This window comes from Enterobacter sp. CCUG 70166 (genome assembly GCF_020224095.1).
GTDB lineage: Bacteria > Pseudomonadota > Gammaproteobacteria > Enterobacterales > Enterobacteriaceae > Enterobacter > Enterobacter intestinihominis.
The window spans coordinates 1-20,888 of sequence record NZ_NRIQ01000004.1; the positions used below are offsets into that span (position 1 = coordinate 1).

Here is a 20,888-nt window from a genome sequence, read left to right on the forward strand (position 1 = left end):
TGAATTACGTATGTTCACTCGTTGAGACTTGGTATTCATTTTTCGTCCGAGGACGTTAAGAATCCATGTCACTTTGAGTGCCCACACAGATTGTCTGATAAATTGTTAAAGAGCAGTTGCAACGCGGCTTTCAGCTCATCGTTGCGAGGTCCCGTATATTACGTTTTCCTCATTCAGAGTCAAGCAATTATTTTCACTTTTCTCTGTTGGCGTTCATCTCTGAACCCCGCTGTCCCGGCGGCTTGTAAGCCGTTGTTCCGTGTCAGTGGAGGCGCATTATAGGGAGTTCTCAGACGTTGACAACCCCTCTTTGAAAAAAAACGTTCAACCGTCTCTTTTTTGCTCAAAACCGTGCTACAGCGCCAGTTTTTCGAGCGTTTCGAAGCCATAACGACGTAAAACGGGCAAAAGTTGTTCGGTTTCTTTTGTTATCGCCATACAGAAAGCGATGTTCGCATCCGCTGATTTCGCATCCGGCGCCTCGTGCTCCAGTAGCCAGCCGGTCCGACGCGCAATCGCAGCACCGGAATCCACCAGCCGGGTCCCTTCAGGCAAAACCTTTAACAGCTCTTCCTGTAATAGCGGGAAATGGGTGCAGCCGAGAACAACCGTATCCGGTGGTTCCTGCATCCGCAGCCATGGACGCAGAATGCGACGCAGCTCTTCAAGCGATACCGTCTCGCCGTGCAGTTTCGCTTCCGCCATTTCCACCAGCTCCGCGGAGCCGAGCATGGCGATCTGGCATTCATTGGCAAAGCGCTCAATAAGCTCACGCGTATAAGGACGTTTTACCGTACCGCGTGTCGCCAGCAACCCCACGATACCGTTCGCCGTCAGACGCGCCGCAGGTTTGATTGCCGGGACAACGCCCACAACCGGGAACGGGAATTTTTCGCGCAGGGCAGGAAGAGAGACCGTGCTTGCCGTATTACAGGCAATAACCGCCAGCGCCAGGGGATAGCGCTTTTGTACCGCAGTGACGATTTCAATCACACGCTCAACGATAAAGTCTTCACTCTTTTCCCCATACGGGAACGCGACGTTATCGAAGGCGTAGATGTAATGGAGATCCGGCAGGAGCTGCCGAATCTCATCATAGACCGAAAGCCCACCGACGCCGGAATCAAACACCAGCACGGTGGGACGCGGATCAGAAGGTGTAGCTGCCAGACAAGGTGTATTCCCGTCCTGCAGTTTGGTAGCCATAAACTGTCTCGTAATCTTTATCGAACAGGTTGGCTATTTTACCACGAACTGTGAGATGTGAGGTGACAGGATATGAAACCGCGACGTCCCACAGGCTGACGCCGCCCATTTTAACTTTCTCTGACGGATAGGTTCCAAAGTCGGTGTCGTAGCGCGTGCCGAGATAGTGATACGTCAGGCTCCAGTCAACATCATAGATCTGCGTATCAAGCTGATATTTCACCTGCTGTTTAGCACGACGGTCCAGAAGTTGATTGGTTGCCGCATTGCGGGCATCCACATAGTCGTAGCCCACAGTATGCGTCAACGGACCCGTATCAAACGACGCTGTCGCTTCTACACCTTTAATGCGTGCTTTGCCGACGTTGTAATATTGCTGCAGGTTATTGTTGAAGTCGATGAGATTATCAACGTCATTACGATAGCCGGATACGCGCCAGCTTACGCCTGCCGTCAGGCCTTCAAACGCCCCTTCCCACTGCTTGCTCTCTTCAGGATCAAGATGGGTATTGCCGTAGAAGCCATAGAGCTGACCCAGATTCGGCGCTTTATAGGCCGTGCCATAAGAGGCTATGAAGCGGTAACCGTCAACGAACTCCCAGGCTGCGCTACTTTGCCAGGTACCATGGCGACCAAACTGAGAGTTGTCATCGCTGCGGGCCGCCGCCTCCAGAGTGAAATCTCCAAACTGCTGCAACCCAGTCAGGTAGACGCCAGTGTTACGCAGGTCATAGGCGTTGGTTACGTAGTTGGTACCCGGCTCGGTGCTCTGTTTCTGCCAGTCAACGCCCGCGCCGATGTTGCCATGTCCCACGTCAACTGAGTTGGTCCACTGAACATTGTACTGTTTGATTTCATCCAGGGTTGCTGTGGAGTCATAGCGTCCAAGGTGCGGATCGTAATTGTAGTCTTTGCTGTGACTGTAGCTGGAGAGCAACTGTGAATGGAAAACATCCCGGTTAAACCGCAATCCGGCATCCCAGGTCTGGCTATAGAGTTGGCGGGTATCAACCAGCACATCAGGGGTAAATGAACTGTAATAGCCGTCATAGGCGGTACGGTTGCTGTAACCATAGCCGCGAACGAAACCACTCCATTGCTCAGAGAAAGCATGCTCCAGTGCGCCGTAGAGCGTTTTATTCATAAAGCCGTCGCGATCGGTCTGGGCAAGGCCGCCGTTATTACCGTCAGCAACGACGTCAAAGCCTTTTGTGTAGGTGTAATCCCCCGCCAGCGTAACGCGCGTACTTTCACCCAATGTTTGCTGGGTGCTGCCACCATAATTCTGGAAGCCGTGTGTCCCAACGCCAGCATTCAGCGTTGTGCCATCCTTCGCACGCGTAGTGATAATGTTGACTACACCACCGATCGCATCCGAGCCGTACACCGCCGAACGCGGTCCACGAAGATATTCGATGCGCTGCACCAGGGAGATCGGAAACTGGCTGAGATCGGACGACCCCGTGACGCCCGCCTGGTTAAGGCGGATCCCATCGACGAGAATCAGGACATGGCTGGAGTTCGTACCGCGTATAAAGAGAGAAGAGAGCTGCCCCATCCCGCCATTTTGTGCCGTATCTACGCCAGGCAGGCGACGCATGACATCCAGAACAGTGGTGGATTGCCAGCGGTCGATATCGGCCCGCGTCACGACAGAAGTCGCAGCCAGGACAGATTTTTCAGGTTGTTCGAAACGGTTTGCTGTCACCACCAACGAGTCGGCGCTTTCCTGCGCCCAGCCCGAAAATGCCGTGACGGAAAACGCCGTCAACAGCGATACTTTTTTAATCATTGTTAAAGCATCCACAATATAAGAAGGATGCCGCAGGCCTCATCGATAGCACGCGATGATGAAACCAAATGCGACGTGATCCCGGCAGGTCTTCGGGCTGGGTGGCGTTATACGGATGAAGACTTCCCGTTTTCACAGTGTCTACAACTCTCATCCCGCCAGTCTTTACCGCTGCGCGTCAGCTCCAGATTTGCACTGGATTCCCTTTTCACTCTCAGGAGACCGGAAACAGAATGCTACAATTAGACACGTATAGATGTCCAGATAGCTATTAGCCATTAAATCTGGACATCCACTGCACAATCCCTACAATCCCCGCGTAATTCTTTATCACTCAGGACGCATCATGACCCCCGAACACCTCCCGACAGAACAGTACGACGCACAGCTGGCAGAAAAAGTTGTCCGCCTGCAAAGTATGATGACGCCTTTCAACGCGCCCGTTCCCGAGGTGTTTCGTTCTCCGGTCAGCCACTACCGTATGCGCGCTGAGTTTCGCATCTGGCACGATGGCGATGACCTGTACCACATCATTTTCGATCAGCAGACGAAATCCCGGATTCGCGTAGACAGTTTCCCGGCGGCGAGTGAGCTTATCAACCAGCTAATGACGCTGATGATCGACGGTGTGCGCACTAATCCGGTGCTGCGCAACAAGCTGTTCCAGATTGACTACCTGACCACCCAAAGCAATCAGGCCATTGTCTCTCTGCTCTATCACAAAGCGCTGACCGACGAGTGGCGCGAGCAGGCAGAAGCCCTGCGCGATGCGCTGCGCGCGCAGAACATCAACGTGCACCTGATTGGCCGCGCGACCAAAACCAAAATCATGCTGGACCAGGATTACATCGACGAGCGTTTGCCGGTGGCAGGAAAAGAGATGGTTTACCGTCAGGTGGAGAACAGCTTCACCCAGCCGAATGCGGCAATGAACGTGCAGATGCTGGAGTGGGCGCTGAATGCGACGGAAGGGTCGACGGGGGATCTGCTGGAGCTCTACTGCGGTAACGGCAACTTCTCGCTGGCGCTGGCGCGTAACTTCGAGCGCGTGCTGGCGACGGAAATCGCCAAACCGTCGGTGGCCGCCGCGCAGTACAACATCGCCGCTAACCATATTGATAATGTGCAGATCATTCGTATGGCGGCAGAAGAGTTTACCCAGGCGATGAACGGCGTACGTGAGTTTAACCGCCTGCAAGGGATTGATTTGAAGAGCTACCAGTGTGAGACAATTTTTGTCGATCCGCCGCGCAGTGGCCTGGACAGCGAAACCGAGAAGATGGTGCAGGCGTACCCGCGTATTTTGTACATCTCCTGTAACCCGGAGACGCTGTGCAAGAATCTGGAAACATTAAGCCAGACGCACAAGGTTGAACGTCTGGCGCTGTTCGATCAGTTCCCATATACGCACCATATGGAGTGCGGCGTACTGCTCACGGCGAAGTAATGTGGGCCTTGTAGGGCAGGTAAGCGAAGCGCCACCTGCCAAAAAAGCCGGATGGCGCTTCGCTTATCCGGCCTACAATGACAAAACCCTTTACTCTGGTAACTGGCTCTTGCGGCTACGCATGCGCGAGCCAATCCAGAACACCAGCGCCACAGACAGCACCGCAGGCAGGAAGTTAGAACCGATATCCGGATACTCTGCACGCACCACGGTGCTGTACAACAGTACACCCTGAATAAAACAGGCTGCGGCCAGCCCCGGTAACCCAACCGGCATGGTGCGGTTCAGATAACGTTGATGCAGGCAATACACCGTCAGCACCAGCGCGATAATCGGGAAAATCGAGAACGGTACAATTGAGCTGAAAACCGCCGCAAACGTACCGTTAATGGATAAGCCAGCGATCAATGCCAGCAACAGCGTTCCTTTATCCTGACCTGACTGTTTCATTACTCACCTTCACTCATCGTTTTGATGTGCCAACTTCTCTTGTTCACGGCGATACCAGTAGTACGCACCTTTAGAAATCATCCGCAGCTGCAATACCAGTCGCTCTTCGAGTTGCTTACGTTGTTCAATGCTGACATCCAGCGCTTCGGCACCCGCACTGAAAACAATGGTCACCATCGCCTCGGCCTGTGCTTCCGTAAACGCACGCGGCATATGGTTTTCGAGTTCAAGATAGTCGGCAAGTTCCGCGATGAAATGCTGAATTTCACGCGCGACGGCGGCACGAAACGCCGCCGACGTGCCAGAGCGCTCGCGCAGCAAAAGGCGAAACGCGTTAGGGTTATTGCCGATAAATTCCATAAATGTCGACACGGAGGTGCGGATCACGCTGCCGCCTTTGGCAATACGCTGACGCGCCTGACGCATAAGCTGGCGCAGCATCAAACCGCTCTCGTCGACCATGGTCAGGCCCAGTTCATCCACATCACGGAAATGACGATAGAAGGACGTTGGCGCAATCCCGGCCTCGCGCGCCACTTCGCGCAGGCTTAAACTGGCAAAACTCCGCTCAGCACTCAGTTGACTGAATGCGGCTTCCACCAGCGAACGCCGGGTTTTCTCTTTTTGTTGTGCTCTTACGCCCATCACGATAGTTGAATCCTTCCAAAGGCCCGTTGGCACTATACCAGAGAATAAAATTAATCTGTTTACCTGGCTTTGTGAATGATTGTTTACGCGCGGTTTGTGCTCCACTGCCCGAAAAAAGCACAACGATAATTGGGTTACCCAGGCAATGATGTTATGATTCTGTTGCTTTTATGTATAAGAACAGGTAAGCCTTGCCATGCCACATTCCTACGATTACGACGCAATAGTTATTGGTTCCGGCCCCGGCGGCGAAGGTGCTGCTATGGGTCTGGTAAAACAGGGAGCCAGAGTAGCGGTTATTGAGCGCTACCATAATGTCGGCGGCGGTTGCACCCACTGGGGCACCATCCCTTCGAAAGCCCTCCGCCACGCCGTTAGCCGCATTATCGAATTTAACCAGAACCCTCTTTACAGCGACCACTCCCGACTTCTTCGTTCTTCTTTTGCCGATATCCTGAATCACGCAGACACGGTCATTAACCAGCAGACGCGCATGCGTCAGGGTTTCTATGAGCGCAACCACTGTGAAATTCTGCAGGGTAACGCGCATTTTGTGGATGAACACACCCTGGCGCTGGAGTGCCACGACGGTTCGGTTGAGACGCTCACCGCTGAAAAATTTGTGATTGCCTGCGGATCGCGCCCATATCATCCGGCAGACGTGGACTTCTCTCATCCACGCATTTACGACAGCGACTCCATCCTCAGCCTGCACCACGAGCCACGCCATGTGATCATCTATGGCGCGGGCGTGATTGGCTGTGAATATGCGTCGATTTTCCGGGGAATGGAGGTCAAAGTTGATTTGATCAACACCCGCGACCGGCTGCTGGCATTCCTCGATCAGGAGATGTCAGATTCCCTCTCCTACCACTTCTGGAACAGTGGCGTGGTGATTCGCCACAACGAAGAGTACGAGAAAATCGAAGGCTGCGACGACGGTGTGATCATGCACCTGAAATCTGGTAAGAAGCTGAAGGCGGACTGCCTGCTGTATGCCAACGGCCGTACCGGCAACACGGATTCATTACAGCTGGAGAATATCGGGCTTGAAACCGACAGCCGCGGTCAGCTCAAGGTCAACAGCATGTACCAGACTGCGCTGCCGCACGTTTACGCGGTCGGCGACGTTATTGGTTACCCAAGTCTGGCCTCCGCTGCTTACGATCAGGGCCGCATCGCCGCACAGGCGTTGGTGAAAGGTGAAGCGACGGCGCATCTGATCGAGGACATCCCGACGGGCATCTACACCATCCCGGAAATCAGTTCTGTCGGCAAAACCGAGCAGCAGTTGACGGCCATGAAGGTGCCTTACGAGGTGGGTCGTGCCCAGTTTAAACACCTGGCGCGCGCACAAATTGTGGGGATGAGCGTGGGTACGCTGAAGATCCTGTTCCATCGCGAGACGAAAGAGATCCTCGGTATTCACTGCTTTGGTGAACGTGCCGCGGAAATCATTCATATCGGCCAGGCGATCATGGAGCAAAAAGGTGGTGGCAACACCATCGAGTACTTCATTAACACCACCTTTAACTACCCGACCATGGCGGAAGCCTATCGGGTAGCTGCGCTGAACGGCTTAAACCGCCTGTTTTAACGCGTTGTCGAAATGGCCATCCATTGCACCACGGATGGCCTCTGCCAGCTGCTCATAGCGGCTGCGCAGCGGTGAACCCGGACGATAAACCAGGCCGATCGTGCGACGCGGCTCTGGCTTAATACACGGCAGATAGACCACGCCATCACGCTTACGCTCGCGCGGCACGGCCAGCGCAGGCAGCAGCGTAATGCCACTTCCCGCCGCGACCATGTTACGCAGCGTTTCCAGGCTGGTTGCGCGGAAATGGGTATCTTCATCTGCACCCGCTTCGAAGCAGAAGCCCATCGCCTGATCGCGCAGACAGTGGCCGTCTTCCAGCATCAGCAGCTTTTCTCCGGCCAGATCGGCCATCGGCACGCGATCGCGGTTCGCCCACGGGTGATCTTCATAGATCGCCAGCATCATCGGCTCATCGAACAGCGGTACTTCAATAAAGGCTTCACTCTCTTTGACCAGCGCCAGGATCGCGCAGTCGAGCTTGCCGCTGTCTAACTGCGCCAGCAGCTGATGGGTTTGCGCTTCATGCAGGTACATTTCGAGTTTCGGGAACGTCTGGTGCAGCAGCGGAATGATTTGCGGCAACAGATACGGGCCAACGGTTGGGATCAGGCCAATATGCAGCGGGCCGGACATCGCCTCCCCCTGCTGGCTTGCCATTTCCTTGAGCACTTTGACCTCGCGCAGTACGGTGCGCGCCTGATCCACCAGCAGCAGACCTGCCTGCGTGAACAGTACCTTACGACTGGTGCGCTCCAGCAGCATCACGCCCAGCTCATCTTCCAGCTTGCGGATCTGACCGCTCAGCGTTGGCTGGCTGACGTGGCAGGAGTCTGCCGCGCGGCGAAAATGGCGATGCTCAGCTAACGCTACCAGGTATTCAAGATCACGAATATTCATTATTCATCCTCCGTCGCCACGATAGTTCATGGCGATAGATAGCATAGCAACGAACGATTATCCCTATCAAGCATTCTGTTGAATAATACATCACATAGACGAGGCGGCACGTGTTTGACCCAAAACGACCCCGCACCGTCAGCGAGTTTCTCTCAAAACTCGAAAAACTAAAGCCAACGTGAACTTTTGCGGACCCCGTGGTCCGCTTTTTTTTGCGTATAAAAAAGCCCGGCACTAAGCCAAGCTCCGTTTTTCTCCCTCTCCCTGTGGAAGAGGGCCGGGGTGAGGGCACCAGCCCGCACAAATCAAACCAACCGGTTTTTCGCGTCCGTAATCGCCTGCGCTACCTGCTTCGGCGAGACTCCACCTTTCGCTGCACGCTTATCCAGGCAGGATTGCAGGGCCAGAATCGGGTAGACATCCTCCCCAATAACCGCACTGAATTTTTGCAGGTCGGCAAGCGCCAGCTCTTCAAGGGCTTTACCCTGACGAATCGCTTCCACTACCGCTTCACCCACAATATGGTGCGCCTCGCGGAACGGTACGCCTTTCGCCACCAGGTAGTCTGCCAGCTCGGTAGAGTTAGCATACCCCTGCTGCGCCGCTTCCTGGCAGCGAGGACGTTTCACCTGAATGCCGTCCAGCACCAGCGCGCCCATATGCAGACAGTCCAGCCAGGTGTCGAGCGCGTCGAACAGCCCCTCTTTGTCTTCCTGCATATCTTTGTTGTATGCCAGCGGCAGCCCTTTCAGGGTCATCATCATGCCGGTCAGCGCGCCCTGCACGCGGCCACATTTGCCGCGGATCAGCTCCAGCGCATCCGGGTTTTTCTTTTGCGGCATCAGGGAGGAGCCGGACGTCACACGGTCGGACAGCTCCACAAACCCGGCTTCGCCAGAGTTAAAGAAGATCAGGTCTTCGGCAAAGCGCGACAGGTGCACCATCCCGATAGAGGCATTCGACAGCAGCTCCAGCACGTGGTCACGGTCAGAGACGCTGTCCAGGCTGTTGCGGGTGGCGGAAGCAAAGCCCAGCCAGCCTGCCAGCTGCTCACGGTCGATTTCATAAGCCGTACCGGCCAGCGCGCCGCTGCCCAACGGGCTAACGTCCAGACGCGTTAAGGTATCCTGTAAACGGCTCTCATCACGCGCCAGCATCTCAACGTAGGCCAGACACCAGTGCGCAAAGGTCACCGGCTGTGCGCGTTGCAGGTGGGTATAACCCGGCATCACCGCATCCTGATTGTTCTGCGCAGTGTCCACCAGCGCGCTCTGCAGCTGACGATTCGCCGCCAGCAGTTCGCCGACGGTCTCTTTACACCACAGCTTCAGGTCGGTCGCCACCTGGTCATTACGGCTACGCCCGGTATGGAGCTTTTTACCCAGCTGGCCGACTTTGTCGATCAGTTTGCCTTCCACCCAACTGTGAATATCTTCGGCATCGCTCTGGAGGATTTGCTGCGGATCCAGACGCACCTCTTCCAGCAGGTTGTTCAGCGCCTCTTCCAGCTGCTGCTGTTCGTCTGCGGTCAGCACGCCAACGGTCACCAGCGCTTTGGACCAGGCCACAGAGCCGACAATATCCTGTTCGGCCAGGCGGTAGTCGAAGCGCAAAGAGTCGTTGAACTGTTTGAACCGCTGATCCGCTGCCTGTGTAAAACGCCCACCCCAAAGTGCCATAACGAATTTCCTTAATGATGATATTTTTGCCCGGTTGCGCTGCGCTTACCGGGCCTACAAAATTCACGTAGGCCGGATAAGCGAAGCGCCATCCGGCACAGAATCTTAAGCCAGAATACGCGTACCAATCGGCGTACCGTTAAACAGCGCCGGGAGTTGCTCCGCGTGACGCCAGGAGGCGATATCCACCGGACGACCCAGCGTGCGCGCGGCATCCAGCGCCGCGTTCACCTTAACGATCATGCCGTCGGTGATAATGCCCTGATCGATCAGCTGTTCGGCTTTTGCGGCGGTCATTTCCGCTATACGCTGGCCTTTGCCGTCCAGAATACCGCTCACGTCGGAGAGCAGGATCAGGTCTGCGCCCAGCGTGGCCGCCAGCGCGGTTGCCGCCTGGTCCGCATTGACGTTCATCAGCTCGCCCTCTTCGGTCACGCCGATTGAGCTCACCACCGGCAGAAAACCACCTTCCAGCAGGGTGTTAATCAGCTTAGGCGAACCTGGCTGCGCCAGTCCAACATGGCCAAGCGCTTCGTCGAGCTGGGTCACTTTCACGCTATCGCCATCGCCCAGACAGAGACCAACGGACGCGATGTGGTGCTTCTTCGCCCACGCCAGCAGCGTTTTGTTCGCCGTCCCCGCCAGCGCACCAGTAATAATGTCAATCTGGTCGGCAGGCGTGACGCGCAGGCCATTTTTCTTAATCACCGGCAGGTTGAGCCCTTTCATCAGCTCGTCCACCACACAGCCGCCGCCGTGGACAATCACCAGCGGACGTTGATGTGATTCACGATAGTTCACCAGCGCGGTAAACAGGCGCTCCAGCGCTTCTTCGCTGTCCAGCAGTACACCACCGAGTTTGATAATTAATGGGTTCATCATCACACCTTAAATAAGAGCCTGCGTTTCAGGGAAGCCGAAACGAATATTTGCACACTGCATTGCCTGTGCGGCAGCGCCTTTGAGTAAGTTATCTTCTGCGGCGACCACAATCAGGTGCTCGCCCTGCACGGCAAAGCCGATGTCGCAGAACGGCAGGCCGACCACGTTTTTTAGCGCTGGTACGCCTTTGTCATACAGACGCACCAGTGGTTTATCCGCATACGCCTGCGTGAAGACTTCGCTCACCTGTTCTTTGGTCACACCCGGCTTCAGGCGGCAGGTAATGGTTTCGAGGATCCCGCGCGGGAAGCTACCGAGGTGCGGGGTGAAGATCACCTCCGCGCCCAGATGGGTGGTGATTTCAGGGTGATGACGGTGATTAAACACGCCATACGGCTGAAGGCTCACTTCGCAGAAACTGTTGGAGATCGCGGCCTTGCGCCCGGCGCCGCTCACGCCGCTGGTGGCGTTGATCACCGGCCACTGGTCAAGATCCAGCAGACCCGCGTCGATCAGCGGCTTAAGGGAGAGCTGCGCCGCCGTCGGGTAACAGCCAGGCACGGCAATCAGATTCGCTTCTTTCAGTTTATCTGCGCTCCACTCCGCCAGGCCGTACACCGCTTTTTCGAGCAGATCCGGGTGCTGATGGGTGAAGCCGTAATATTTTTCGTAGAACGCGCTGTCGTTAACGCGAAACGCGCCGGAGAGATCGAAGACCACGCAACCGGCTGCCAGAAACTGCGGCGCCAGGTCGTGACTGACCTCGTGTGCGGTGGCTAAAAACACCACGTCAACGCCGTCGGTAAACTCGCTGATGTCAGACATGGCCTGCAAAGGCAAATCAACCACGCCCTTAAGTTGTGGATGCAAATCGGAAATTAACTTTCCGGCATCATTGCTTTGCGCTGACACGGTCAAAGCGGTTATGGTCATATGTGGGTGGCGATTCACGTAGCTTACAAGCTCTGCGCCCGCATAACCGCTAGCGCCTACAATCAGCGTATTCAACATCGGGTTCCTTTATGCTCAACGTTAATGTATTTTTATTCACATTTATTGCATGAATATTGATACTATCACGACCTAAGGTGTGTCAACAATGAAAATGAACTTACCGCCATTTATCGAGATTTACCGCGCCCTGATTGCCACACCGTCCATCAGCGCAACGGAAGAAGCGCTGGATCAGAGCAATGAGTCTTTAATCAATCTGCTGGCGGGTTGGTTTAGCGATCTTGGGTTTAACGTTGAGGTTCAGCCCGTCCCCGGAACACGTCACAAATTTAACCTGCTCGCCAGCACCGGACATGGCGCTGGCGGCCTGCTGCTGGCTGGTCACACTGACACCGTGCCGTTTGACGATGGCCGCTGGACCCGCGATCCGTTCACCCTGACAGAGCACGACAACAAGCTCTACGGTCTCGGCACGGCGGACATGAAAGGCTTCTTTGCTTTTATCCTCGACGCGCTGCGTGACGTGGACGTGACAACGCTGAAAAAGCCGCTCTACATTCTGGCGACCGCCGATGAAGAGACCAGCATGGCGGGCGCACGGTATTTCTCTGAAAACACATCGATTCGCCCGGACTGCGCGATCATCGGTGAACCTACCTCTCTGCAACCGATTCGGGCGCACAAAGGCCATATTTCTACCGCAGTGCGCGTGCTGGGCCAGTCTGGTCACTCCAGCGATCCGGCGCGCGGCGTGAACGCCATTGAGCTGATGCATGACGCGATTGGCCGCATCATGACCCTGCGCGACGATCTGAAAGAGCGCTATCACTACGAGGCGTTCACCGTGCCGTATCCGACGCTGAACCTCGGCAGCCTGCACGGCGGTGATGCGTCCAACCGTATCTGCGCCTGCTGCGAACTGCATATGGATATCCGTCCTCTGCCGGGTATGACGCTGAGCGATCTGGATGGCTTACTGAACGAAGCGCTGGCCCCGGTCAGCGAGCGCTGGCCGGGACGTCTGACGGTCTCCGAACTGCATCCGCCGATTCCAGGCTACGAATGCCCGCCTGACCACCAGCTGGTTCAGGTGGTGGAAAAACTGCTCGGAGAGAAAACCGACGTGGTGAACTACTGCACCGAAGCGCCGTTTATTCAGACCCTGTGCCCGACGCTGGTTCTGGGCCCTGGCTCCATCAACCAGGCCCACCAGCCGGACGAATATCTCGAAACCCGCTTCATCAAGCCCACCCGCGAACTCATTACCCAGGTTGTGCATCACTTCTGCTGGCATTAAAACGGCCCCTCACCCTGCCCTCTCCCCAAAGGCGAGAGGGTGTTCAAGTTCCCTCTCCCCTTTGGGGAGAGGGTTAGGGTGAGGGGAGTAAATCCCGCGATTTTCGTCACATTCCCATAAGCATCTCTTATCTGACGCAATACGAATTAAATTTCGTAAATTGCCCGCATTTATTCATCTGCTGAACCGTTTTCGCAGCAATTGACGACGGGGGTTTTACGTGGCTTTATAAAGGGAGATGACAAAATAATGTCCAGAAAATTTTCGCCTGGGCATAAACAAAAATGATGGGGTGACTGGGTTTTTATGAACGAACAATATTCCGCGTTGCGTAGTAATGTCAGTATGCTCGGCAAAGTGCTTGGAGATACCATCAAAGATGCGTTGGGGGAGAACATCCTCGACCGTGTTGAAACCATCCGCAAGCTGTCCAAATCTTCCCGCGCCGGTAACGAGGCCAATCGTCAGGAGCTGCTCACCACCTTGCAGAACCTCTCTAATGATGAGCTACTGCCCGTTGCCCGCGCCTTCAGCCAGTTTCTGAACCTGGCAAACACCGCTGAGCAATACCACAGCATTTCGCCAAAAGGCGAAGCGGCCAGCAACCCGGAAGTCATTGCCCGCACCCTTCGTAAACTCAAAGATCAGCCCAACCTCAACGAAGCGACCATCAAAAAAGCGGTGGAATCCCTTTCGCTGGAGCTGGTGCTGACCGCACACCCAACCGAAATCACACGTCGTACGCTGATCCACAAAATGGTGGAAGTGAACAACTGTCTGAAACAGTTGGATAACAAAGACATTGCCGACTACGAACGTAACCAGCTTATGCGCCGCCTGCGCCAGCTGATTGCTCAGTCCTGGCACACCGATGAAATTCGTAAGCATCGCCCAAGCCCGGTCGACGAAGCAAAATGGGGCTTTGCGGTGGTGGAAAACAGCCTGTGGGAAGGGGTGCCAAACTACCTGCGCGAGCTTAACGAACAGCTGGAAGAAAATCTGGGCTATCGCCTGCCGGTCGACTTTGTGCCGGTTCGCTTCACTTCCTGGATGGGCGGCGACCGCGACGGCAACCCGAACGTGACGGCGGAAATCACCCGTCACGTCCTGTTGTTGAGCCGCTGGAAAGCAACCGACCTGTTCCTGAAAGATATTCAGGTGCTGATCTCCGAGCTGTCGATGGTAGAAGCGACGCCGGAACTGCGCGCGCTGGCCGGTGAAGAAGGTGCCAGTGAGCCGTACCGTTTCCTGATGAAAAAACTGCGCGGTCAGCTGATGGCCACGCAGGCCTGGCTGGAAGCGCGCCTGAAAGGCCAGCGCCTGCCGAAGCCGGAAGGTCTGCTGAGCCAGAACGAACAGCTCTGGGAACCTCTGTACGCCTGTTATAAATCGCTTCAGGCCTGCGGGATGGGCATCATTGCCAATGGCGAGCTGCTCGACACCCTGCGCCGCGTGAAGTGTTTCGGCGTGCCGCTGGTGCGTATCGACGTCCGTCAGGAAAGCACCCGTCATACCGAAGCGCTGGGCGAGCTGACCCGCTATCTCGGCATTGGCGACTATGAAAGCTGGTCCGAAGCCGACAAACAGGCGTTCCTGATCCGCGAGCTGAACTCCAAGCGCCCGCTGCTGCCGCGCAATTGGGAGCCAAGCAATGACACCCGCGAAGTGCTCAACACCTGTAAAGCGATCGTGGATGCGCCGAAAGGATCGGTGGCCGCCTATGTGATCTCCATGGCGAAGACCCCGTCCGACGTGCTGGGCGTTCACCTTCTGCTGAAAGAAGCGGGCATCGACTACGCACTGCCGGTAGCACCGCTGTTTGAGACTCTCGACGACCTGAACAACGCCAACGACGTGATGACCCAGTTGCTGAACATCGACTGGTATCGCGGCTTTATTCAGGGCAAGCAGATGGTGATGATTGGCTATTCCGACTCCGCGAAAGATGCGGGCGTGATGGCAGCCTCCTGGGCGCAGTATCAGGCGCAGGATGCGCTAATTAAAACCTGCGAAAAAGCCGGTATTGAACTGACCCTGTTCCACGGACGCGGCGGTTCAATTGGTCGTGGCGGTGCGCCTGCACACGCGGCGCTGCTCTCCCAACCACCAGGAAGCCTGAAAGGCGGACTGCGCGTGACCGAGCAGGGCGAGATGATCCGCTTCAAGTACGGCCTGCCGGAAGTGACCATCAGCAGCCTGTCGCTCTATACCAGTGCGATCCTGGAAGCCAACCTGCTGCCGCCGCCGGAGCCAAAAGAATCCTGGTGCCGGATTATGGACGAGCTGTCTGACATCTCCTGCGATCTGTATCGCGGCTACGTGCGTGAAAACAAAGACTTTGTGCCTTACTTCCGCTCAGCCACGCCTGAGCAGGAGCTGGGTAAACTGCCGCTCGGCTCGCGCCCGGCCAAGCGTCGTCCTACTGGCGGCGTTGAATCCCTGCGCGCCATTCCGTGGATCTTTGCCTGGACGCAAAACCGTCTGATGCTGCCAGCCTGGCTGGGTGCCGGTGCGGCGCTGCAAAAAGTGGTGGAAGACGGTAAGCAGAGCGAACTGGAAACCATGTGCCGCGACTGGCCATTCTTCTCTACCCGTCTGGGCATGCTGGAGATGGTCTTCTCGAAAGCCGACCTGTGGCTGGCGGAATACTACGATCAGCGTCTGGTGAAACCCGAGCTGTGGGCGCTGGGTAAAGAGCTACGCGAGCTGCTGGAAGGCGACATCAAAGTGGTGCTGGATATCGCTAATGACTCCCACCTGATGGAAGACCTGCCGTGGATCGCCGAGTCTATCCAACTGCGTAACATCTACACCGACCCGCTGAACGTTTTACAGGCTGAACTGCTGCACCGTTCGCGTCTGGCGGAAGAGGAAGGTAAAGAGCCGGATCCACGCGTCGAACAGGCGTTAATGGTGACGATTGCAGGCGTTGCGGCGGGGATGCGTAACACCGGTTGATCGGTTTTGCCGGGTGGCGCTTACGCTTACCCGGCCTACAATAGGCTTTTCGTAGGCCCGGCAAGCGCCAGCGTCGCCGGGCAATACCCTGGTATCCACACCATGCACCACGATATCCCCCACATCCTGAATGACCTGATCAACGGCACCTTGCCGCTGCGTCAGGTGCATTTCCCCCCTTCGGCTAAACCGCTCCCCCGAACGTCACCTTGCCTCGTGCTTAGCTTTGATACGGCCTGCGAAGCGTTATTTTTTTCATCCGGTAATATTCCGCTTCAACCCGCCTTTTCGCTCAACATCAGCTTCGGCAAGCAACAACTGACTCTTCAGCTCGAGCGCGACAACACGCTTTTGCAACAGCAACAGGTTGCCAGACGCGGGCCGCGAGTGGGCGCATTCCTTTTGCAGACGCTCGCTGAATTGCAAATGCAGCCAGACGATCGGGAAACGGCCAGACTGGTGGTATTAAGTTTGCTCAGCCACTGTCGCGATCTGCTGGGCAGCGATATCCATACCGCCAGCCGCAGCCGTGCATTATTTGAAGCGATTCGTCACTACATCGAAGAACATCACGCCTCTGCACTGACCCGTGAATCGGTGGCGCAGGCGTTTTATATTTCACCGAACTACCTTTCTCATCTTTTTCAAAAAACAGGCAGCGTGGGGTTCAACGAATATCTTACGCAAACACGCCTCGAGCACGCGCGTCAGCTTCTTAAAGGCTACGAGTTTAAAATCAAAGATATCGCTGCAAGCTGCGGATTTACGGACAGTAACTACTTTTGCCGTCTCTTTCGCAAGCACACTGAACGTTCCCCTTCCGAATATCGACGCCAGTATCACAGCCAGCTGATCGCCAAAAAGTAGCATTGTGATCGCTCTCTCACTTCGCCAGGGACATTACATTTATCCAGTATTTGGCAAAATTGACCTGTATTCGCCGCGACTGGGTGCGCCGTATCCTTTATTCAACCTTTCTGACTTAAGGAAAAATAATGGAACTGTACCTGGATACCGCCAACGTGGCAGAAGTTGAACGCCTGGCGCGCATTTTTCCCATTGCGGGCGTGACCACCAACCCAAGCATCGTAGCCGCCAGCGGCGAATCTGTCTGGGAGATGTTGCCGCGCCTGCAGCATGCTATCGGCCCGGAGGGCAGGCTGTTTGCCCAAACCATGAGCCGCGACGCCGAAGGAATGGTGGCGGAAGCAAAACGGCTGAACAATGCCCTGCCGGACATCGTGGTAAAAATTCCCGTCACTGCACAGGGGCTCATCGCGATTAAAGCGCTGAAGAAAGAGGGAATTACCACGCTGGGAACCGCCGTTTACAGCGCCGCTCAGGGGTTACTGGCCGCGCTGGCAGGAGCGAAATATGTCGCACCGTATGTAAACCGCGTCGATGCGCAGGGCGGTGACGGCATTCGCACGGTACAGGAACTGCAATCCCTGCTGGAACAGCATGCGCCAGAGAGCATGGTGCTGGCTGCCAGCTTTAAAACGCCGCGCCAGGCGCTGGATTGCCTGTTGGCAGGATGTGAGGCAATTACGCTTCCCTTAGACGTAGCGCAACAAATGCTCGGCACGCCAGCGGTAGAGTCAGCCATAGAGAAGTTCGAGCAGGACTGGAAAAACGCGTTTGGTAACCTCAACCTCTAAGGGAGATATGTTATGGACCGTATCATTCAATCGCCGGGGAAGTACATCCAGGGCGCTGATGTTCTCACTCGTCTCGGCGACTACCTGAAGCCGCTGGCGGCTCGCTGGCTGGTGGTAGGCGATAAATTTGTGCTGGGTTTTGCCGAAGAAACCCTGCGTCAGAGTTTTAAAAAAGCCGGACTCCATGCCGAAATTGCACCGTTTGGCGGCGAATGTTCGCAAAATGAAATCGATCGCCTGAAAAAACTGGCCGACAGTACCGACTGCCTGGCGGTGCTGGGTATCGGGGGCGGAAAAACGCTGGATACCGCCAAAGCGCTGGCGCACTTTATGGACGTGCCGGTGGCTATTGCCCCGACCATTGCCTCCACCGATGCGCCGTGCAGTGCCCTTTCCGTGATTTATACCGACAGCGGCGAGTTCGATCGCTACCTGATGCTGCCGCACAACCCGAACATGGTGATTGTCGATACCAGGGTGGTGGCGGGCGCACCTGCGCGCCTGCTGGCCGCCGGGATTGGCGATGCCCTGGCAACCTGGTTTGAAGCGCGCGCCTGTTCGCGTAGCGGCGCCACGACCATGGCGGGTGGCAAGTGCACGCAGGCAGCGTTAGCGCTGGCTGAGCTGTGCTACAACACGCTGGTTGAAGAGGGCGAGAAAGCGATGCTGGCGGCGGAACAACACGTGGTGACGCCTGCTCTGGAACGCATTATTGAAGCCAACACCTATCTGAGCGGCGTGGGCTTTGAAAGTGGCGGGCTGGCGGCGGCACACGCCATTCACAATGGCATGACGGCGGTGCCGGATGCGCACCATTTCTACCACGGTGAAAAAGTGGCATTTGGTACGCTGACGCAACTGGTACTGGAGAACGCGCCGGTAGAAGAAATCGAAACCGTTGCGGCGCTGTGCCATAGCGTCGGGCTGCCAATTACGCTGGCGCAGCTGAATATCAAAGAGGATATTCCGGCTAAAATGCGGCTGATCGCGGAGGCGTCCTGTGCCGAAGGGGAAACCATTCACAACATGCCTGGCGGCGTAACGCCGGATCAGGTCTATGCGGCGCTGCTGGTGGCGGACCAGTATGGACAGCGATTCTTGCAGGAGTGGGAGTAATAGAAAAGCCGGGTGGCGCTGCGCTTACCCGGCCTACATGGCACTTTAATTTGTAGGCCGGGTAAGGCGTAGCCGCCACCCGGCACAAGGGTTACTTCACGTCAAACCGATCCAAATCCATCACTCGCGCCCATGCGGCAACGAAGTCGCGGACGAACTTCTCTTGTGCATCGCTGCTGGCGTAAACTTCGGCCAGCGCGCGGAGGACAGCGTTGGAACCGAAGACCAGATCGGCGCGGGTGGCGGTATATTTCACTTCCCCGCTGGCGCGATCGCTACCGGCAAACAGCTCGTTTGAGTCGTCGGTCGCTTTCCACTGGGTGTTCATATCCAGCAGATTGACGAAGAAGTCGTTGCTCAGCACGCCCTCGCGGTTAGTAAACACGCCATTCTTGCTGCCATCGAAGTTTGCACCCAGCACGCGCAAACCGCCGATCAACACCGTCAGTTCCGGCGCGGTCAGGGTCAACTGCTGGGCTTTGTCGATCAGCAGCGACTCCGTGGTGGACACATCCACCTGTGCGCGATAGTTACGGAAACCGTCGGCAATCGGTTCGAGCAGGTTAAACATCTCGATATCCGTCTGATCCTGACGCGCATCCACACGACCTGGAGTGAACGGTACGTTGACGTAAACGCCTGCCGCTTTCGCCGCCTGCTCAACGCCCACGACACCCGCCAGCACAATGATATCGGCCAGTGACGCTTTGTTGGTGGTGCGCTGGATCGCTTCCAGAGCCGGTAATGCCCGCACCGCCGCGGCGTTAACGTCCCAGTCGCGCTGAGGTGCCAGCGCCAGACGCGCGCCGTTAGCGCCGCCACGCTTGTCGCCGCCGCGGAAGGTCGATGCCGACGCCCAGGCCACGGAAACCAGCTCGCTCACGGAGAGACCCGAGGCCGCGATTTCCGCTTTCAGGCTTTCAATATCTTCCTGCGTCGGATGGAACACCGGCTGAGGCAGCGGATCCTGCCAAATCAGATCTTCTTTCGGTACTTCCGGGCCGATGTACCGCGCTTTTGGCCCCATATCGCGGTGGGTCAGCTTGAACCACGCGCGCGCAAAGGCTTCGTTGAAGGCCTGCGGATCGTTCAGGAAACGACGGGAAATTTTCTCGAATTCCGGATCAAAACGCAGCGTCAGGTCGGTGACCAGCATGGTTGGCTTGCGTTTTTTCGACGGGTCGAACGGGTCAGGCATAATTTCCGGCGCATCCACGGCTTCAAACTGAATTGCGCCCGCCGGGCTACGCGTCTGCACCCATTCGTATTTGAACAGGTTCTCGAAGAAATAGTTGCTCCACTGGGTTGGGGTTTGAGACCAGATAACTTCCAGCCCGGAGGTGATGGCGTCAGCGCCAATACCGGTGCCGTGCGTGCTGGCCCAGCCCAGGCCCTGCGCTTCAATAGGCGACGCTTCAGGGTCAGTGCCCACGTGCGTGGCTTCGCCTGCACCGTGCGTTTTACCGAGCGTATGGCCGCCTGCAATAAGCGCAACGGTCTCTTCGTCATTCATGCCCATGTTGCCAAAGGTAGCGCGGATCGCCGCCGCCGCAGACAGCGGTTCACCACTGGCGTTTGGCCCTTCCGGGTTAACGTAAATCAGGCCCATTTCTGTGGCGGCCAGCGGGCGCTTCGCCAGCGCTTCCGGGTCACGGTGAGTCAGCCAGGCTTTTTCATCGCCCCAGTTCACGTCCAGATCCGGTTCCCAGACGTCTTCACGCCCGGCACCGAAACCAAAGGTGCGGAAGCCGGAGTTCTCCAGCGCCACGTTACCCGCGAGGATAAACAGGTCGGCCCAGGAGATTTTTTGTCCGTATTTTTGCTTAATTGGCCACAGCAGACGGCGAGCCTTATCCAGGCTGACGTTGTCAGGCCAGGAGTTCAGCGGCGCAAAACGCTGCTGACCGCGACCGGCACCGCCGCGACCATCAACGGAGCGATAGGTACCCGCACCGTGCCAGGCCATACGGATAAACAGGCCCGCATAGCTGCCCCAGTCGGCAGGCCACCACGGTTGTGAGTCGGTTAACAGTGCTTTGAGATCGCCCTTAAGGGCGGAATAGTCGAGCTTACTGAATTCTTTACGGTAGTCGAAGTCTTCACCCAGAGGGTTTGAACGGCTGGAGTGTTGATTAAGTAAATCGATGCGGAGTTGTTTAGGCCACCACTCTTTGCTGCCGGTACCTGCACCCGCGCTGTGATCGACGCCGCCCTGGTGGAACGGACATTTGCCGGCGGATGCCGCGTTATTGGTCTCGTCTGACATGCTCATCGCTATGCTCCCTTTACAGTGTTACCGTTACG

16 protein-coding genes and 1 riboswitch are annotated in these 20,888 nt (G+C 56.3%); of the genes, 7 read left to right on the plus strand and 9 right to left on the minus strand.

Going from position 1 to position 20,888, the window contains the following annotated elements; genetic code table 11:
* Positions 1-354: 354 nt before the first annotated feature.
* Together murI and btuB are read right to left on the minus strand one after the other, a co-directional pair.
* Complete coding sequence (gene murI / locus CKK19_RS01920) at positions 355-1,206, minus strand: glutamate racemase (protein WP_063853121.1); 852 nt, start codon at positions 1,204-1,206, stop codon at positions 355-357.
* Complete coding sequence (btuB, locus tag CKK19_RS01925; protein WP_023330102.1) at positions 1,151-2,998, minus strand: TonB-dependent vitamin B12 receptor BtuB; 1,848 nt, start codon at positions 2,996-2,998, stop codon at positions 1,151-1,153. The genes murI and btuB overlap by 56 nt, the downstream gene beginning before the upstream one ends.
* Positions 2,999-3,063: 65 nt before the next feature.
* Positions 3,064-3,240: riboswitch (cobalamin riboswitch) on the minus strand.
* Positions 3,241-3,344: 104 nt separating this feature from the next.
* On the opposite strand from btuB, the gene trmA reads away from it, so the two are divergent.
* Entirely contained in the window at positions 3,345-4,445 is a 1,101-nt protein-coding gene (trmA, locus tag CKK19_RS01930; protein ID WP_023298887.1) for a tRNA (uridine(54)-C5)-methyltransferase TrmA, read from the plus strand.
* Positions 4,446-4,535: 90 nt separating this feature from the next.
* Here the strand turns inward: trmA and CKK19_RS01935 are convergent, their stop codons facing one another.
* Entirely contained in the window at positions 4,536-4,895 is a 360-nt protein-coding gene (locus CKK19_RS01935) for a YijD family membrane protein (protein WP_063853122.1), read from the minus strand.
* A 9-nt stretch (positions 4,896-4,904) separates the two neighbouring features.
* Positions 4,905-5,543, minus strand: a complete 639-nt coding sequence (fabR, locus tag CKK19_RS01940) for an HTH-type transcriptional repressor FabR (protein WP_003862059.1) — start codon at positions 5,541-5,543, stop codon at positions 4,905-4,907.
* A gap of 196 nt (positions 5,544-5,739) precedes the next feature.
* Here fabR and sthA point away from each other — a divergent pair, with 196 nt between their 5' ends.
* Complete coding sequence (sthA, locus tag CKK19_RS01945) at positions 5,740-7,140, plus strand: Si-specific NAD(P)(+) transhydrogenase (RefSeq protein ID WP_063853123.1); 1,401 nt, start codon at positions 5,740-5,742, stop codon at positions 7,138-7,140.
* On the opposite strand, the gene oxyR is transcribed toward sthA, so the two are convergent.
* From oxyR to argC, 4 genes are all read right to left on the minus strand, one after another.
* Entirely contained in the window at positions 7,123-8,040 is a 918-nt protein-coding gene (gene oxyR / locus CKK19_RS01950; protein ID WP_022649783.1) for a DNA-binding transcriptional regulator OxyR, read from the minus strand. The genes sthA and oxyR overlap by 18 nt on opposite strands.
* A gap of 305 nt (positions 8,041-8,345) precedes the next feature.
* Positions 8,346-9,719 carry an argininosuccinate lyase gene (gene argH / locus CKK19_RS01955; RefSeq protein WP_058646043.1) on the minus strand — a complete coding sequence of 458 codons (1,374 nt, stop codon included), beginning with the start codon at positions 9,717-9,719 and terminating at the stop codon, positions 8,346-8,348.
* A 105-nt stretch (positions 9,720-9,824) separates the two neighbouring features.
* Positions 9,825-10,601: an acetylglutamate kinase gene (argB, locus tag CKK19_RS01960; protein WP_094948456.1), complete on the minus strand. Its 777-nt coding sequence runs from the start codon at positions 10,599-10,601 to the stop codon at positions 9,825-9,827.
* 6 nt (positions 10,602-10,607) lie between these two features.
* On the minus strand, positions 10,608-11,612 hold the full coding sequence (gene argC, locus CKK19_RS01965; protein ID WP_045623064.1) for an N-acetyl-gamma-glutamyl-phosphate reductase: 1,005 nt from the start codon (positions 11,610-11,612) through the stop codon (positions 10,608-10,610).
* Positions 11,613-11,700: 88 nt separating this feature from the next.
* On the opposite strand from argC, the gene argE reads away from it, so the two are divergent.
* From argE to gldA, 5 genes are all read left to right on the plus strand, one after another.
* A complete protein-coding gene (gene argE / locus CKK19_RS01970; protein WP_015569956.1) occupies positions 11,701-12,852 on the plus strand; it encodes an acetylornithine deacetylase in 1,152 nt (383 codons plus the stop codon).
* A gap of 306 nt (positions 12,853-13,158) precedes the next feature.
* Entirely contained in the window at positions 13,159-15,810 is a 2,652-nt protein-coding gene (gene ppc, locus CKK19_RS01975; RefSeq protein WP_022649787.1) for a phosphoenolpyruvate carboxylase, read from the plus strand.
* 102 nt (positions 15,811-15,912) lie between these two features.
* On the plus strand, positions 15,913-16,677 hold the full coding sequence (locus CKK19_RS01980; RefSeq protein WP_023298892.1) for a helix-turn-helix transcriptional regulator: 765 nt from the start codon (positions 15,913-15,915) through the stop codon (positions 16,675-16,677).
* Positions 16,678-16,805: 128 nt separating this feature from the next.
* Positions 16,806-17,468, plus strand: coding sequence for a fructose-6-phosphate aldolase (gene fsa, locus CKK19_RS01985; RefSeq protein ID WP_063853125.1), 663 nt, complete (start codon positions 16,806-16,808; stop codon positions 17,466-17,468).
* A 12-nt stretch (positions 17,469-17,480) separates the two neighbouring features.
* A complete protein-coding gene (gene gldA / locus CKK19_RS01990; protein WP_023298894.1) occupies positions 17,481-18,584 on the plus strand; it encodes a bifunctional L-1,2-propanediol dehydrogenase/glycerol dehydrogenase in 1,104 nt (367 codons plus the stop codon).
* Between the two features lie 91 nt (positions 18,585-18,675).
* On the opposite strand, the gene katG is transcribed toward gldA, so the two are convergent.
* Complete coding sequence (katG, locus tag CKK19_RS01995; protein WP_023298895.1) at positions 18,676-20,856, minus strand: catalase/peroxidase HPI; 2,181 nt, start codon at positions 20,854-20,856, stop codon at positions 18,676-18,678.
* Positions 20,857-20,888 lie beyond the last annotated feature (32 nt).

What these genes read in the sequence shown, in the direction of transcription:
- gldA (WP_023298894.1), top strand. Translation starts at nt 17,481, where the DNA reads ATGGACCGTATCATTCAATCGCCGGGGAAGTACATCCAGGGCGCTGAT.
- fsa (WP_063853125.1), top strand. Translation starts at nt 16,806, where the DNA reads ATGGAACTGTACCTGGATACCGCCAACGTGGCAGAAGTTGAACGCCTG.
- CKK19_RS01935 (WP_063853122.1), bottom strand. Translation starts at nt 4,895, where the DNA reads ATGAAACAGTCAGGTCAGGATAAAGGAACGCTGTTGCTGGCATTGATC.
- oxyR (WP_022649783.1), bottom strand. Translation starts at nt 8,040, where the DNA reads ATGAATATTCGTGATCTTGAATACCTGGTAGCGTTAGCTGAGCATCGC.
- murI (WP_063853121.1), bottom strand. Translation starts at nt 1,206, where the DNA reads ATGGCTACCAAACTGCAGGACGGGAATACACCTTGTCTGGCAGCTACA.
- sthA (WP_063853123.1), top strand. Translation starts at nt 5,740, where the DNA reads ATGCCACATTCCTACGATTACGACGCAATAGTTATTGGTTCCGGCCCC.
- CKK19_RS01980 (WP_023298892.1), top strand. Translation starts at nt 15,913, where the DNA reads ATGCACCACGATATCCCCCACATCCTGAATGACCTGATCAACGGCACC.
- argE (WP_015569956.1), top strand. Translation starts at nt 11,701, where the DNA reads ATGAAAATGAACTTACCGCCATTTATCGAGATTTACCGCGCCCTGATT.
- katG (WP_023298895.1), bottom strand. Translation starts at nt 20,856, where the DNA reads ATGAGCATGTCAGACGAGACCAATAACGCGGCATCCGCCGGCAAATGT.
- argH (WP_058646043.1), bottom strand. Translation starts at nt 9,719, where the DNA reads ATGGCACTTTGGGGTGGGCGTTTTACACAGGCAGCGGATCAGCGGTTC.
- btuB (WP_023330102.1), bottom strand. Translation starts at nt 2,998, where the DNA reads ATGATTAAAAAAGTATCGCTGTTGACGGCGTTTTCCGTCACGGCATTT.
- argB (WP_094948456.1), bottom strand. Translation starts at nt 10,601, where the DNA reads ATGATGAACCCATTAATTATCAAACTCGGTGGTGTACTGCTGGACAGC.
- argC (WP_045623064.1), bottom strand. Translation starts at nt 11,612, where the DNA reads ATGTTGAATACGCTGATTGTAGGCGCTAGCGGTTATGCGGGCGCAGAG.
- trmA (WP_023298887.1), top strand. Translation starts at nt 3,345, where the DNA reads ATGACCCCCGAACACCTCCCGACAGAACAGTACGACGCACAGCTGGCA.
- ppc (WP_022649787.1), top strand. Translation starts at nt 13,159, where the DNA reads ATGAACGAACAATATTCCGCGTTGCGTAGTAATGTCAGTATGCTCGGC.